This window comes from Planctomycetaceae bacterium, assembly GCA_021371795.1.
In the GTDB taxonomy this organism is placed as follows: domain Bacteria; phylum Planctomycetota; class Phycisphaerae; order Sedimentisphaerales; family UBA12454; genus UBA12454.
In genome coordinates this window covers 1-15,528 of sequence record JAJFVK010000003.1, presented here as the reverse complement: position 1 = coordinate 15,528, position 15,528 = coordinate 1, and the positions used below count along the sequence as shown (strand labels likewise).

Annotated in this window: 11 protein-coding genes; 2 read left to right on the top strand and 9 right to left on the bottom strand. The window is 42.5% G+C overall.

What is annotated here, in order from left to right; genetic code table 11:
* Position 1: 1 nt before the first annotated feature.
* The 4 genes from recA to gltX form a co-directional block, all read right to left on the bottom strand.
* Entirely contained in the window at positions 2 to 1,108 is a 1,107-nt protein-coding gene (recA, locus tag LLF92_01095; protein ID MCE5339708.1) for a recombinase RecA, read from the bottom strand.
* Positions 1,109 to 1,140: 32 nt separating this feature from the next.
* The gene (thpR, locus tag LLF92_01090; GenBank protein ID MCE5339707.1) at positions 1,141 to 1,704 is read right to left on the bottom strand and encodes an RNA 2',3'-cyclic phosphodiesterase; all 564 of its coding nucleotides are present in this window, start codon (positions 1,702 to 1,704) and stop codon (positions 1,141 to 1,143) included.
* 94 nt (positions 1,705 to 1,798) lie between these two features.
* A complete protein-coding gene (locus LLF92_01085; GenBank protein MCE5339706.1) occupies positions 1,799 to 2,704 on the bottom strand; it encodes a PfkB family carbohydrate kinase in 906 nt (301 codons plus the stop codon).
* A gap of 16 nt (positions 2,705 to 2,720) precedes the next feature.
* Positions 2,721 to 4,343, bottom strand: coding sequence for a glutamate--tRNA ligase (gltX, locus tag LLF92_01080; protein ID MCE5339705.1), 1,623 nt, complete (start codon positions 4,341 to 4,343; stop codon positions 2,721 to 2,723).
* A gap of 664 nt (positions 4,344 to 5,007) precedes the next feature.
* On the opposite strand from gltX, the gene LLF92_01075 reads away from it, so the two are divergent.
* Positions 5,008 to 6,051, top strand: a complete 1,044-nt coding sequence (locus LLF92_01075; protein ID MCE5339704.1) for a type II secretion system GspH family protein — start codon at positions 5,008 to 5,010, stop codon at positions 6,049 to 6,051.
* Between the two features lie 214 nt (positions 6,052 to 6,265).
* On the opposite strand, the gene LLF92_01070 is transcribed toward LLF92_01075, so the two are convergent.
* The 5 genes from LLF92_01070 to LLF92_01050 all read right to left on the bottom strand — a co-directional run bounded on the left by LLF92_01070 (position 6,266) and on the right by LLF92_01050 (position 12,229).
* Positions 6,266 to 7,585 (bottom strand): AAA family ATPase, encoded by a 1,320-nt coding sequence (locus LLF92_01070; GenBank protein MCE5339703.1) that lies wholly within the window; start codon positions 7,583 to 7,585, stop codon positions 6,266 to 6,268.
* Positions 7,586 to 8,634: 1,049 nt separating this feature from the next.
* Positions 8,635 to 9,273 (bottom strand): hypothetical protein, encoded by a 639-nt coding sequence (locus LLF92_01065; protein MCE5339702.1) that lies wholly within the window; start codon positions 9,271 to 9,273, stop codon positions 8,635 to 8,637.
* 132 nt (positions 9,274 to 9,405) lie between these two features.
* Entirely contained in the window at positions 9,406 to 9,891 is a 486-nt protein-coding gene (locus tag LLF92_01060; GenBank protein MCE5339701.1) for a PEP-CTERM sorting domain-containing protein, read from the bottom strand.
* Positions 9,892 to 10,752: 861 nt separating this feature from the next.
* Positions 10,753 to 11,232 carry a PEP-CTERM sorting domain-containing protein gene (locus LLF92_01055; GenBank protein ID MCE5339700.1) on the bottom strand — a complete coding sequence of 160 codons (480 nt, stop codon included), beginning with the start codon at positions 11,230 to 11,232 and terminating at the stop codon, positions 10,753 to 10,755.
* Between the two features lie 70 nt (positions 11,233 to 11,302).
* Complete coding sequence (locus tag LLF92_01050; protein ID MCE5339699.1) at positions 11,303 to 12,229, bottom strand: hypothetical protein; 927 nt, start codon at positions 12,227 to 12,229, stop codon at positions 11,303 to 11,305.
* A gap of 895 nt (positions 12,230 to 13,124) precedes the next feature.
* Between LLF92_01050 and LLF92_01045 the strand changes: the two genes are divergently transcribed.
* Positions 13,125 to 15,014 (top strand): phosphoenolpyruvate carboxykinase (GTP), encoded by a 1,890-nt coding sequence (locus LLF92_01045; GenBank protein ID MCE5339698.1) that lies wholly within the window; start codon positions 13,125 to 13,127, stop codon positions 15,012 to 15,014.
* The last annotated feature ends 514 nt before the right edge of the window (positions 15,015 to 15,528 follow it).

Genomic DNA, 15,528 nt, shown 5'->3' with positions numbered 1-15,528 from the left:
TTTATTTCGCTGCCTTTACTCCGATTGCCGTCAAAATCTTTTCACTGATTTCCTTGGCAAGTTTTTTATCTTCAGCTAAAAGTTTCTTAGCGTTTTCTCTGCCCTGGCCGAGTTTTGTTTCGCCGTAAAGCAGCCATGCGCCGCTCTTGGTGATAACGCCGCAGGTAGTTCCCAAATCAATCAAATCGCCTTCGTAGCTTATGCCGCTGTCGAACATAATATCGAATTCAGCTTCGCGGAATGGCGGAGCGATTTTATTTTTTACAACTCTGGCACGAACTCTGTTACCGATTGCGTTTGTCGCGTCTTTAATTGTCGATAATCTGCGAATATCAACTCTTACAGAACAGTAAAATTTCAATGCGTTTCCGCCGCTCGTTGTTTCAGGATTGCCGAACATTACACCAATCTTCATTCTTATCTGATTGATGAAAATCAAAATCGTTTTTGTTTTGCTGATTACGCCGGTAAGCTTTCGCATCGCCTGACTCATCAGTCTTGCCTGTAAACCAACGTGCGATTGTCCCATCTCGCCGGCCAATTCAACGGCGGGCGTAAGAGCGGCAACCGAGTCAATAACAATCACATCAACAGCGTTCGACTTCACGAGCATTTCAGCAATGTCGAGTGCCTGTTCACCTGTGTCCGGCTGGCTGACGAGCAAACCGCTGACATCAACGCCGATTCGTTTTGCCCATGTGGTATCGAGCGCGTGTTCTGCATCGATAAATGCCGCGACGCCGCCAACTTTTTGTGCCTGTGCGATAACGTGCAATGCGAGAGTGGTTTTACCGCTGGATTCCGGGCCGAAAAATTCAACTATTCTGCCGCGAGGAATGCCGCAGCCGCCCAGTGCAATGTCGAGTGATGAACAGCCGGTCGAAACGCCTTCAATTTTTGCGTATTTGCTCTCGTCCATCTGCATAATCGAGCCGCTGCCGTATTGTTTTTCTATTTGTGCTATCGTTCGTTCAAGAGAGCTGTTCTTTTCAGCCTGTTGTTTCTCCTGCTGCTTTTCGAGCTTGTCCTGCTGTTTGTCGAGCTTCTCAACTTTTTCCTTTTTTTCTTCTTTTTCTTCCATTTTCTTTGGTTTAGCTGCTTTAGCCATAAGTTTCCTTCCTGTCTGTTACGTTTATATCCTTATACAAAATTTATTTTCTTCAACAGCGTATATATTGGACCATCAGATGTCAACTGACTTTTAAAAAAGCATACGCCGTCAATTTTGACCTTCGGGGCATCAATTTTACCAAAACTTTCTATAATTTGCACCAGAGTTTTATCACCCCTGCCGTCATTTAATCGCGCTAAAGTCAGGTGCGGACTAAAATCCCGCCCTTCCTTCTCAAAGCCCAGCTCCTCGAACGCGGTTTCCAAATCGACGGCCAGTTTTTGCAGTCCGGCGACCTGTTTTTCCATCCCCAGCCAAATAACCTTTGGCGGCCGACCGAAACTGCCGAGCTTCGTAAACTCAAGCTCGAAACTTTTCACGCCAGTACAAACCAATTCGACAGCCTGACAGATTTCTTCTGTTTGGCCATCATCAACTTCGCCGAGGAATTTAAGAGTAAGATGAATAAGCTGCGGTTTGACCCATTTAATGCCACTGGCCTGATTCCTGACGCAACGTCTTAGTTCGCTCTGAAGCTTTTCAATCCTTCCGCGAAGTTCACTACTAATATCAGCCGCAATAAAAGTCCGCATAACTCAAAATTGAAGATTGAAGATAGAAGATAGAAGATTTTTGGAATACCTTCCTTATTAAATTTTCAATCTTCATTTTTCAATTTTCAATCCTTTAGAATTCCGTCATCGCTTTTAACTCGTCAAGTCTCTTATCGATAGTCGATTTGCTTGCGGATGATATTGTCGACAGCGAGAAACCTTCGATTACAATCGATGCAGTTACAGTACCGTAAGCAATCGCTCTTTTGATAAACTGCCAGTCTATTCTGCCCTCCGAGGCGAGATAACCCATAAAGGCACCGGCGAACGAATCGCCCGCTCCTGTCGGGTCTTTAAGTTCAGCCGCGGGGAAACCGCCGAGCATAAACCAGTTGCCGTCCTTATCCAATGAAATTGAACCGTTGGCGCCCTTCTTTATGATAACGAGTTTCGGCCCCATTTTGATAAGTTCTTCGGCAGCAGTCGGCAGATTTTCCAGCTTTGTCAATCTCCTTGCCTCGCCGTCGTTCAGGATAAGTGCATCAATCCGTTTCAAAAGATTCTTCAACTCATCGGTATGACTGTCAATCCAGCAGTTCATCGTATCGGCAACTACAAATTTCGGTTTCCTTAACTGGTCGAGAAGCTGCATCTGAAGAGACGGATGTGTGTTTGCAAGGAATACATATTCGCTGTCGCGGAAATGCTCCGGCACAATCGGCGGGTGCTCGGAAAGAACATTAAGCTGCATTCCATCGGTAAGAGCCTGACTCATATCGCCCTGATACGAACCTTTCCATCTGAACGTTTTGCTGCCGCTTCTGACTTCAAGGCCTGAAAGGTCAACCTCTCTGCCGGCGAAGACTTTCGACAATTCAAACGGGCAATCATCGCCGACAACGCCGACGAAACGCACCGGTGAAAAGAAACTTGCCGCCATTGAGAAATAAACCGCTGAACCGCCGATGCAGCTTTCGCTTTTGCCAATCGGCGTGGTTACCGTATCAATTCCTATCGATCCTGTTACTAGCAAACTCATTTTGCCTCCCTTGCAATTATTTTGAAAACTTATTTATAGCACGTTCCATTCTGCGAATTGTAACATCTATTCCCAACATATCAATAGATTCAAATATTGGAAGCGAAATAGTTGTGCCGCAAATCGCAACCCTTAAAGGCTGGGCTACCTTGCCCAAGCCAATTTGCTTTTCCTCGGCAATACCACGAAGCAGATTCTCTATCGCCTCTTCACTGATAGTGCCGAGAGCCAGGAGCTTTTCTTTCAAAAGACCAAGCATCGCCAGACCTTCGCCGTTTTTGAGCAGAACCTTGTCAACGTCCTGCTGATTATACTCTATTTTGTCGTCCTCAATAAACAAAAACCTGCTCTTATTATCTATTTCCGCAAGCGTTCTTGCACCATGGCTGGCCTTTAAGACTTTTTTGAGCAGTGCATCATCGGCTTTTGCCGCCGGCGAATTCACAATCTTCAGAAAATCCTTATACCTGCCCAACAACGCATCTTCCGAAAGCATTTTGATATGTTCGGTATTGAACGCCAGCAGTTTCTTGCGGTCAAAAAGGCAATTGGTCTTGTTAAACCGCGTCGGGTCGAAACTATCAATAATTTCCTGAAGCGTTAAAATTTCCTTATCAAGCGGAGCGCTGTAGCCTAAAAGCGCGATGAAGTTTACGAGCGTTTCCGGCAAAAACCCGCTTTTCCAGAAATCTATTATATTAATCTCCGGCAGTTCAACCTTCAGATATGCCGCCATTGCGTCAATCGAAGGCGTATCCGGCGTTGCGTCGCCTGAAAGAAATTCGTTCAGTTCATCAACGCTGATTTTGCCGACCTCTGCGAGTTTTTCTTTTTCAAGGCCTTGTGCCTTTTTTATAGCGGCTTTCAAAACTTTTGCCTGTTCGCGTTTGGACATTTTACCGCCGCCCTCGCTGATAATGACCGACAGGTGCGCATACATCGGCGTTTTAAAACCGAACGCGGCCTGCATTGCGACGTGGCCGGGTGTGTTCATCAAGTGTTCCTGGCCTCTGATGACGTGCGTAATGCCCATCAGTTCGTCATCGACTACGCAGGCAAGATGATATGTCGGGAAGCCATCGCTTTTGAGAATGATAAAATCGCTTAGGTCTTTGCCGGCAAATTTGACTTCGCCGCGGACAATATCCTGAACGAGCACCTCCTCATCAGGCATACAGAATCGAACGACAACATTTCTGCCCTGCGATTTTGCCTTTTCTACATCTGCCAGATTCGGAAATGTTTTCGGACGTGGGTAAATAAAATTTAGTTTCTTGGCGGAAGCCTCTTTTCGCATCGCTTCCAGTTCTTCAGCAGTATCAAAACAATAATAAGCCTTGCCCATATCCAGAAGTTTCTGGATATATTTTCTATAAATATCAAGTCGTTGAGATTGAAAATAAGGCCCAGCAGCTCCTTCTTTATCAGGGCCTTCATCCCAAATAATTCCCAGCCATTTAAGGTCGTCCATGACCTGTTTTGCTGCTGTGGGACTATTCCTACTCTGGTCGGTATCTTCTATTCTAAGAACATACTTTCCGCCGGTATTCTTTGCCCAAATCAAGTCGAAAAGGGCTGTGCGGGCGCCGCCGATGTGCAAATAGCCTGTCGGAGATGGAGCGAATCGCGTAATTGCCATTAATTGCCTTTCGTAAAATTATGACACTAATAAGGTAAGATATAAAGAAGTGAGGAAAAGGCAATCTAAAATTGAAGATTGTATATTGTAGATTGAAGATTGTAACCTAACGTCCTATAATGATTATTTCAACCAGCCCCAAAACAGCAAAACCGGCAACAAGACGAATATAGTCCTTTATACACCATACCACCCTACCCCCTATACCCATCCCCTACACCCTATCTTTTTTACATATTTTATTTTTTTCTATTGACACATTCTTAATATTTTGTTATTTTGTACTTGTATTGGATTAAAGCCAATTGTTTGGGCGCTATATATTATATTTTAAAAGCCATTATATTTTTTAGTTTATTCATATCTTACAGCCCACATTTGGCACTTTTTACGAGTACATTTTAAAGTAGTAGCATGTTTTATTCGATGTATCTATGATAAGCACCCTGTGAAGTTTAATATTTTTCAAGATTAAACGATTTAAATGTATTAATGTATTAAAAAGTGCTGCCTTTCGGTTTAAGTAATTTAACGGCCAGAGATTTGCTGACACAGTGACCTAAAACCGAACAGAACAGATTGCTCTTATAGTATTTGAGAATGTAGCCGAAGACAGCACTTAAGGTAGGTCTCTCGGCCAAAGATAATTGAAAGGACAACTTTTATGGAAAGGCGAAAAATGAAAAAGAAAGGCTTTACGCTGGTTGAGTTGCTGGTTGTTATCGCTATCATCGCGATGCTGCTTGCTATTCTGATGCCGGCACTGGGCAAAGTAAGACAGTTAGCCCAGCGTATTATGTGCGCTACAAACCTGTCAGGTCTCGGCAAAGCTATGCTGACCTACAGCAACGACGACAAATATGAGTCGTTCCCAATCGGCGGTTCTTCAGGCGCTTACTGGGACAGAGGAACAGGTGGTTCAGCTGGTACTGATTCATGGGACTGGAGAATTTCAACATTTGTAGAAGGTTCCGGAACACCGGCGACTCCAAAAAGAGCTACAATTAGTTCTTGTTTATATCTGCTTGTTAAAATCGCAGATACAACTCCAGACCAGTTTATTTGCCCAGGTTCTGACAATAAGAAATTCGAACTTGGTAATTTTACTCTTGCTACTGGTTATGCAAATGCAAGCTTTACTGATGTATGGGATTTCGGCGCCAAGAAAGATGCAAAAAGCGGCTTTACTATGGGCAAGGGCCACAACACTTATTCTTATCAGTTACCACTCCCGATGTCCAGTACGCTGACAACCGTTTATCCAATAACAACAACATCAAACCCGGCAAGACCAGTTATGGCCGACAGAAACCCATTCTGGATAAGCGGCAACACCACCGGTTACATGTACACTTGGGACTCTTCCAGCAGCAAACCTTATCAGGCATCTATACCGGCCGGTAATAACACTTATCACCAGAAAGACGGCCAGAACGTGCTTTATGCCGACCTTCATTCCAAATTCGAAAAACAGGCAAACGTTGGTATCCAACAGGATAATATTTACACATACTGGGGCACCAACACTGTTGACAGCTCCAAGGAAGAAGTCAGACAATGTGGTAAAGGCGCAGTAAAAGGCCAGGAAACTTCAGCGACATCTTTTGAAACCAATTTCACCACTTTGCAGACAGTAGGTATTAGTACAACTACTATTCCTACAGCAGAAGATGATAGCTACCTTGTTTCGGATATTGACAATTACTAAGTCGTAAGATTTAGAAATCAGAATAAAGACTGTAATCAGGCTGCAGTCGCACCGGCCTTTCGCGTCAAGTGAAAGGCCGGTTTGTTTTTATCCCCTATTATTTAGTTTAGCAGCCGCCGGCACGGCGGCTTTATAACAAAAAAGACCCTAATGATAAGTCATTAAGGTCTTCAATTATCTATTTTAAATATTAAATTTTAAATATTAAATCTTCTTATTTTACTTCGAGAATCGAATTATATTCGCCGTACGGATTCGCTTCGACATTTCCATTATACGGGTCCTGCTGCCACTGGCCGTCAACTACCATACGATAACGATATTTGCCCGGTGCAAGCTCCATCGCTAATTCCCATTTGCCATCCTTCGACGGTTTCAGTATCGTCTGCTGCGGCTGCCAATTATTGAAATCGCCGGCAATCTGCACTGCTTTCGCCCTGGGGTAAAGCGTAACAAACTTAACCGACTTATCGAACTGGCGAACGCCATAAAAATCATTCAGCTTGGCATCGATATCTTTTACAGGTATCTGCGCTGTCGGAGTCGGCTGCTCGGCTTTCTTAACAGGCGAAGCGGCGTTCTCTTTCAGATTGGGCTGATTGTCTTTCAGACTGGCCAAAAGCTCCTGTGCCGATGAGCTGATAAGCTCAAGATTATTGTCCAGCGTCTTGATAATTTCTTTTCGTTCCGCCGGTATTTCTTTAATAGCCTGAACAACTACCGGCTGCTGTACTGCCGCAACTGATTTTTCTTTCTGCTGAACAAGCGTATCCATCGCGATTAATTCCTGCGCAAGGCACTGGAAATCCTTATGCCCTCTGCTGGCCGGGTCGTATTCGCAAATCGGCTGGCCGAGACTTGCCGCCTCTTTGAGTCGCGTATTGAAATTGACAACAGTCTTGAACATTCTGCCGGCGAAATTCTTTCGCAACTCCGACAAAATTTCACGTCCCATCTTCGTTCTGATATCATACATACTCGCCAGCACCATTACGTTAATGTGCTGGGAGCATTGCTTGCAGAGAATGCTTAATGTGTCGAGCTGTTTGCTCAAGCCGTGCAGTGAGAAGTAACCGGTCTCGACCGGAACAACCACATCGCTTGCGGCTCGCAAAGCATTGAACGTCAGCAGCCCAACCGCAGGCGGACAATCGAGAACAGCGTAATCGAAATCCTTCGCGACAGCATTGAGAACATCGCGCAGACAATTTTCACGGTCGGTAGTACTGCTTAACTGCTGCTCGAGCGCGGCCAGGTCGATACTTGCCGGAGCGAGTTGGAAGTTATCGCCGATTTCCCAGAGGATTTCAGACAGCTTAATCGGCTCGCCTTTGCGTGAGCCGACCAGACAATCGTAAATGCTCAACTCGATTTGTTCTTCGGGAACAGCCAGCCCGACAGCGCAGTGACCCTGCGGGTCCATATCGACAAGTAATGTTTTCTTGCCTTCGGCCGCAATAGCGCTTGCGAGGTTGATAGAAACGGTTGTTTTTCCGCATCCGCCTTTTTGGTTAATTACAGCTATTGTTCTCATTGAATAATCCTTTATTCTTACATTAGCCACAGAGTTTTCAGCCACAGAGAACACAGAGGACACAGAGATTTTTAGTTTTACTTACAGTGTAAATCCGTGTTAATCCGTGTCTAAAACAAGTTTAACAGTGTCAATCCGTGTCTCACAGTCCGTGCAATCCGTGTCAAAACCGCACTACTAATATTAAAAACAGCTATTAAGCTAATTTATATACTCAAAATATTAAATTTTCAATCTTAAACTCAAGACTGCCGCTAAAAACGTCCTAAAATCTCAAATCAGCGTTCGTTGGCGTGGCCTATCTTCAATTTTCAATCTTAAATCTTAAATTTAAAATACTAAAACAGCCATCCCGACCCTGTCGGGATTCCGCAACTAATGACTACTGACTAATGGCTATCGACTATTTTCACATAGTCCCATATCTGGTTTTTCGGCCATTACAGCATAATAACTTTAGTCTTTATCGGACAAAATCAATTTTTTTGCCGTTTTCAGTAGTGAAAAAGGGTTTAGGGGATAGGGGACAGAAAACAACACCACGATTTCTGATGATCTGATCATCAATTTGCACACTTTTGGGCTGCCTCGTCAATTTTAAATCTGTAAATCGTTAAATCTTAAATCCGTCTCATTCTTCAATCTTCAATCGACATTCTTCAATTTGGATACCCATGGGACTGATTATAGTCTGAAATCTGAAATCTGATGCCTGAAATCTGAAGTCTTATCTTAAATCCGTAAATTTTAAATCGTTAAATCATTAAATTTTAAATTGAAATCCACTATCCACTCTTAACTGCCCCCTATACCCTATTAATGGCTATGAGGAACCGCCGGGGTATTTGGCTCATTGCCCTCCGGAGCTATCTTCGTCGGGTCGATTTTATAAAAAGTAAGTTTTTCCGGATTTGCGTTTATTGCGTTCACATCCGGCGGAATTGCCCCCCTCGATATAATTATAGCTAAACCAGTCCGCTTTCCATATTTTGCCGTCTTTAGACAATTTCGCCTTGTGTACTTACGTCTTGTCCCCTAACAGACTCTCCTCAATAAGGACCAAAATGAATCCTTACCTCATTGCTTTCTTCTATTCGATGAGCTTTATTGTTTTTATCATCTAATTTAGTTGGATCAATTTTATAAAAAGTAAGTTTCTCCGGATTTGCGTTGATTTCATTTATATCTGGCGGAACTGCATCTTCCAACCAACCATAACTTCTCCATTCGGCTTTCCATATTGTACCATCTTCTGAAACATGACCTGATATACTATCTTCTATCCGTCCTCTAAGATTCCCATTCGGCAATTTCATTTCATAAAAATCTAAGACAATTTTCACATTTAGGCTTTTTGCATCCTTATCATATTCTGATGTACAAGGCCCCATTACAAATGCAGCATAAGTATTTGGGTCTGAACCACTAAGTGTTTTCCCACCTTCATCTAAATCAACTTTCCCCGCCAAAAAATGGTTAATTTTTTTTATTGAGCCATCTCGTTCAAATTTAATGCCCCATCTTACTTTTCCTTTTTGAGCTTCCCACACCCCAATCATAATTTGTGGAAAATTATTATCTGATGTAATTTTAGAATCAGTTGGCTTTACTTTTTTAGCAAAATCCTGACAACCTGTGATTATGGCTATGAAACAAATAATTGTAGAAAATAAAAATACCTTTTTCATTATTTTTCCTTCAAAAATGAAAAATATTACTTAAACTACTTTCGTATTCTACTTTTTTTTTGTAAAATCGCAACCATAAAAAAAACCCTGACATTAATGTCAGGGTTTTTGCTAATCACTTGTAAGCTTTGATTATTTACGTCTGCGAATGAAAAGTCCGCCAAGACCAAGTAATGCCATTGTAATTGGCTCTGGAACGATTGTAATCTGATCAAGGACAGTATAAGTTCCACCATCTGATTCATAAGCAGTAATCAAATCACCTGCAACTGCGCCAGCGTATGATACATTAATCCAAGCTCCAGTTGGGTAAGTGCTTGTATATGAAGTCATACCGTAAATATCGCCTTCACCGTAAAGTCCAGCAACGCCCATATCTGACATTTTGCCAACTAATACTGCATCAGTTGGAGCACTAGCACCAAGACTTGATGTCAGAATAGCTGAACCCTGTATAGTAATAACATAGTAAAGGTCTGCTTGTCCTGCGGCAGGAGATGCATTTAGAGTTACTGTACCTGAACCAACATTATTGTTACCTGTCAGATTTGCAACCAATGCAGCATTTGACAACGATGCCAAACCCAGAACTAAAACTAAAACCAACATTTTTTTCATTGTTCGATCTCCTAAAAAATAGAGTGTTAAAAAAATTTACTTTTTCCTGCCACTGCGACACATAGAGATATATAACAAATACATCTTCGTGCCTTCGTGGTTAACTATGGTTAACTAAATTAAACGATACGCGTTTTAAAGCCGATGTTCAGCCACAGAGTGCACAGAGGACACAGAGAAATGGATAGTAAAACTAAAGTTAAAAAATTAGTGTCTTTGCGCCTTTGCGGCGTTTTTCACCACGAAGAAACGAAGATCACGAAGGTTATTTTTATACAAAATCTCTGTGAACTCTGTGTTCTCTGTGGCTAAAATAGTGATGAATTTTCGAAAGAGCAATTACCGTTCGTTCTTCACCACAGAGCTATGAAGTAAAAACAACAAAACTAATTCTTCATTTTCTTCGTGGTAAACGAACTGCAATAACTTCTCTCGAACCCCAAAATGTGATAATCGACTGTAGATGTTAAGCCTACCGCCAACTTGATTATGGAATTATACCCGATGAGGGAAAGGATTGCAAGAGAAAAATAAAATTATTTTTAGCCACAGAGTGCACAGAGGACACAGAGCTAATTTAATTAAAAAAACTATACATTATAAGACCTTGTTTTACAAGGGATTAGTTACGTTATTTTTTGTTCATTTGAATTTTGGTAATTTGAATTTGTTTAGGATTTAGATATTAGGATTTCGGATTTTGCCCGCGTTCTATACCCTCTACCCTACACCCTATACCCTGATTCCACCAATATTATCGGACATCTCTATTTTCTCTGCGTCTCTGTGGTGAGAGTCCGTGGTGAACACAAAAAAAGGGCTGGTTTAGCCAGCCCTTTTAAAATCTAAGCCTTCAATAGCTTATTTCTTTCTGAACAGTAATCCGCCCAGAGCAAGTAATGCCATTGTCGCTGGTTCTGGAATAACAATCTGATCCAGCACAGTAAAGCTTCCACCATCTGACTCATAAGCAGTGATCACATCACCTGCAACTGCACCCGTATAGTGTACAGTGATCCAAGCTCCAGCCGGGTATGTGCTTGTATATGAAGTCATACCATAAATGTCACCTTCACCATACACCCCAGCAACACCCATATCTGACATTTTGCCAATAAATACTGCGTCTGTTGGCGCATTGGCACCAAGACTTGATGTTAGAATCGCTGAACCCTGTATAGTAACAACATAGTAAAGATCTGGTTGTCCTGCAACAGGAGATGCATTCAGAGTTATTGTACCTGAACCAACACTATTGCCACCTGTCAGCTCTGCAATTAATGTAGCATTTGCTGAAGCAACCATTCCCAAAACTAATACTAAAGCTAACAACTTCTTCATTATAAAACCTCCTTAAAGATTAACATTACTATTAAACATTTCACATTCACTTTCAAAATTGAACCAACTACTAATTTGTCCAGAAATTATATGGTCCGGTCGTCACAGGAGCCTGATCGCATTCTGGGACTGTATTGTCGGCATCATTATAATATGCCTTGAATATAGTCAGATCCGAACTCATAACAGGTTTGAGGAAAGTATCAGCACGATCAAAATCTGCACAGATACCCGGCATTCCACTAACTACGAGTGCTTTTACATCTGCTTTTGATTTATTGTAAGCACCCTTAAAAATAGTCAAATCTGAACTCATAACAGGTTTAAGGAATGTCTTCTGGCCATCAGCATCACCACGGCAATTCTTTCTAAAGCACCAGCAAGCTGGCTTGCCGTACTCAACCCATTTCGCATATTCAGTAGCAGAACTGCTCAAGCATTCATCGACTGGAATAACATAGGTGAAAGTGTCAGTAGTCTGGTCGCCGTTTTCAAGAACGATACCGCCGCGATATACTGCCTCTGTGCCTAAAGTAATCTGTGTAGCTGTACCTTTTGTGAAATCTAACGTGCAAAGTGTTCCGCTTGCAGCAGGAGCATTTACATCGCCATAGTACAGTGAACCGAATTCAAGCACGATGCTCTGGCTTGGCAGAATCTGGTCAGTTGTACCAACTGAACATGGGTCAGCTAACGGTGTACCGTAATTGCTAACAACGCCTGCACTGTCAATTGTAATACTTGCCGGATAAATACCAAAGCCACGACTTGATGCTGTGCTTTCGCCAGTTTTGAAATTGTTAAGCGACGTGGCTGTGAATGTACCAGTGCCATTAATAGTAACAGTCAGAGCGAACGCTCTTGGCAGGTTAACATCTGCGCCTGTGTAAGTAATCGCAACTGTGTCACTATCAACCTTAACGATGTTGACATCCAACACAGCCCAAACTGGTGAAGCTACTAATAAAATCGCTAATACTAAAATCAGCTTCTTCATTTCATACCTCTCAAAATAAAACAATCTTTCTTTTTTTTCTTACATTCATTACGCCGTCTCGGCTTTGGTTTAGGAGCCTGCTCGGCACGGTTTTGATTTCTTTTAAGTTCCCTTCCTTTCAAGACGGCCCTTTTAATTCCGTCTCGACCACCCTTTTGCCTGAAAAAGAAATCGAACAAGCAAAGTTATTCATCTCGCTTCAGATTCGGAAGGCGAATCTGAATGTTCTCGTTTCCTTTTTCCGACACCCCCTTTCGCCCTGTGGGCAAAAAATAAAGTTTCGTTTATGCGTTACACCTTTTGCAGTACGTGAACGTAAGACTATGTTAGCATTTCCCGTAATAAAAATCAAGGAAAAACTTGAAAAAAAACCGCATTTCCAGCATTAATAACACGCTTTTTTATATCCACAACTTGTTCCGATAATTATTACGATTTTGCTACTGATTTTTACTTTTTTTTGCATTTTGTCCGATAAAAGTCTTGATTTTTATGCTGATTTTTGTCGTTTTTACTTTTTTCCACGTAAATTCAGATTATTTTACCGTTTTTTAGTTACGTCCAGGTTGCTGCCGCGATGTTTTGAACCGTTTTCACTATGTTTTAGACGCTAATTTCCCTATTTTTTTTACTTTTTTTGTGTTTTTGGCGATGTTTTACACTGTTTTGCCGGCTTTTAGGCGTGTTTTTTGCGTTTTTTTAAAAAATTTCTTGCGCTTTTTTGCGATTAAGGTTGACATTTTGTGTTTAAATTTCTATTATCCATCGGTTTTTTTGCGCATTCTTAAAAAACCAACCGGACTGAATTTAAAGCCCGATTTATACTTTTTAATCCTCGTTTGTGCGGGGATATGTCTATAAAACCCATTTTTTTTAACGAAAGGACGGATTTGCTATGACTATAGCGGACGCCCAACAGTACCTCAAACAACAGTTAGACAAAGAAAATTTCGAGAAATTGTCGGCACTGAATAACGACAAATTATTCCAGTTTGTCGCCGAATCCATCGAACTGACAAAGCCGGCCAAGGTTTTCGTCTCTTCAGATTCTCCTGCCGACGTTGATTATACGCGTAAGCATGCCATAACTACCGGCGAAGAAAAGACTTTGAACATTAAGGGACACACTCTCCACTTTGACGGCGAGCAAGACCAGGGACGCGACCGCGAAGTTACTAAATATATGGTTCCGGCCGGTCAGACTTTGAGCACCGCCCTTAATCAGATGGACAGGGACGCCGGTTTGACGGAAGTTAAAGGCCTGATGGCAGGCTCAATGCAGGGCAGAACGATGGTCGTTCGCTTTATGACGTTGGGACCGAATAACTCCGTTTTCAGCATTCCCTGCGTCGAATGCACCGATTCATTCTATGTTTCGCACAGTTTGGATTTGCTGTATCGCCGCGGCTATGAAGAGTTCAAACGCCTTGGCAAAAAAGCGGAATTTTTCGCGACACTGCACTCGAGCGGTAAAATGGACAAGAGAATGACCAGCTCTGAAGTTGACAAAAAACGCATATATATAGATTACACAACTGATACCGTTTACGCTGTGAATACGCAATATGCGGGCAATACCGTAGGTTTGAAGAAATTAGCACTGCGATTGACTATCCGCAAAGCTGACCGTGAAGGCTGGCTGGCAGAGCATATGTTCCTTTCAGGCGTTTTCGGCAAGGGCGGCAGAAAGACTTATCTGGCCGGCGCGTTTCCGAGCGCTTGCGGCAAAACTTCGACCGCGATGCTGCCGGGCGAAACAATCGTCGGCGACGACATCGCATACTTCCGCGAAGTCAACGGCAAATGTATGGCTGTCAACGCTGAAGCAGGTATCTTCGGCATTATCCAAAACGTTACGGCAAAAGACGACCCGGCGATTTGGGATGTGCTGACGAAAGAAGGCGAAGTTATTTTCTCCAACGTGCTTGTAAAAGACGGCAGGCCGTATTGGCTCGGTATGGGTATCGATGTTCCGGCTGACGGCGAAAACTTTTCCGGCCAATGGACAAAAGGCAGGAAAGACGCAAAAGGCGTTGAAATACCTTGTGCACACAAAAACGCACGCTATGCGGTTACGCTGTCGGCGTTGAAAAACTGCGACCCGGAATTGGATAATCCAAAAGGCGTTGAACTTGCCGGCCTGATGTACGGCGGACGCGACCCGAAATCTTACGTTCCGTGCCAGCAGGGATTCAGTTGGGAACACGGCATTGTGTCTTACGGCGCTTCGCTCGAAACTGAAACTACTTTCGCAACCATCGGCAAAGAAGGCGTGCCGGAAATTAACCTGATGAGCATTCAGGATTTCGTCGCGATCTCACTGGGCAAATATGTGAAGAACAATCTCGAGTTCGGCAAGAAATTCAGGAACCCGCCATTGGTGTTCGGCGTGAACTATTTCCTCCGCGATAAAGACGGCAAATTCTGCAACGGCGTTCGCGATAAACACGTCTGGGTGAAATGGATGGAACTCCGCGTGCACGGCGAAGCAGGATGCAGAGTCGCACCAACCGGTTTGATTCCGTGCTATGAAGATTTACATAAATTATTCAAAGACGTTTTGAAGAAAGATTATACGCAGGCAGATTACGTAAGTCAGTTTACGATTCGCATTAAAGAAAATCTTGAGAAGATTGACAGAGTCGTTGCGTATCATAAGGCAAACGTCGCTGAATCACCTGCTGAAGTTTTCAAAGTTTTGGCAGAGCAGAAAAAACGTCTCGAAGAAGCAGGCAAAAAATTCGGCGAGTTCGTTTCGCCGTTCGATTTGCCGGAACAAAAGTAAATTTTCACCACGAAGACACGAAGAAAATTTGATAGAAAATTATTCAAAACCCCGTCATAACAGGCGGGGTTTTTTATTGATTGTGGACACGTTTTTCAGTTCAAAAAACACTGCAAAAAAATCTGAATTGCGCCTAATTGAAGTAAAAAATCTTTAAAAAGCTCCGATTTGTAATTTGTGCGCAAGAATTTACTTAGTATTTCGCGCACTTTAAAATTGATTCGCGCAAGTTCGAAAAAAAATCAACACTGAACAACACGAATTTACACCAAACAAAAGTAAATCAGTAGTAAAACAACATGAAATCGTATAAAAAAAGCAAAATATGCAGCAAACTGAAAAAGCCACTTGCGCATTTTTAAACACCACTATATTAGTCGTCCCTGAAAAATAATTTAACATTTTTACAAATAAGGACTTGCAAAATAAAATACTCGCGCTAAATTCAGGATAATACTTGTATTTATCAATTACCTTGCAAAATACGGAGCGTTTTATGCGGCCAAAGCACAAG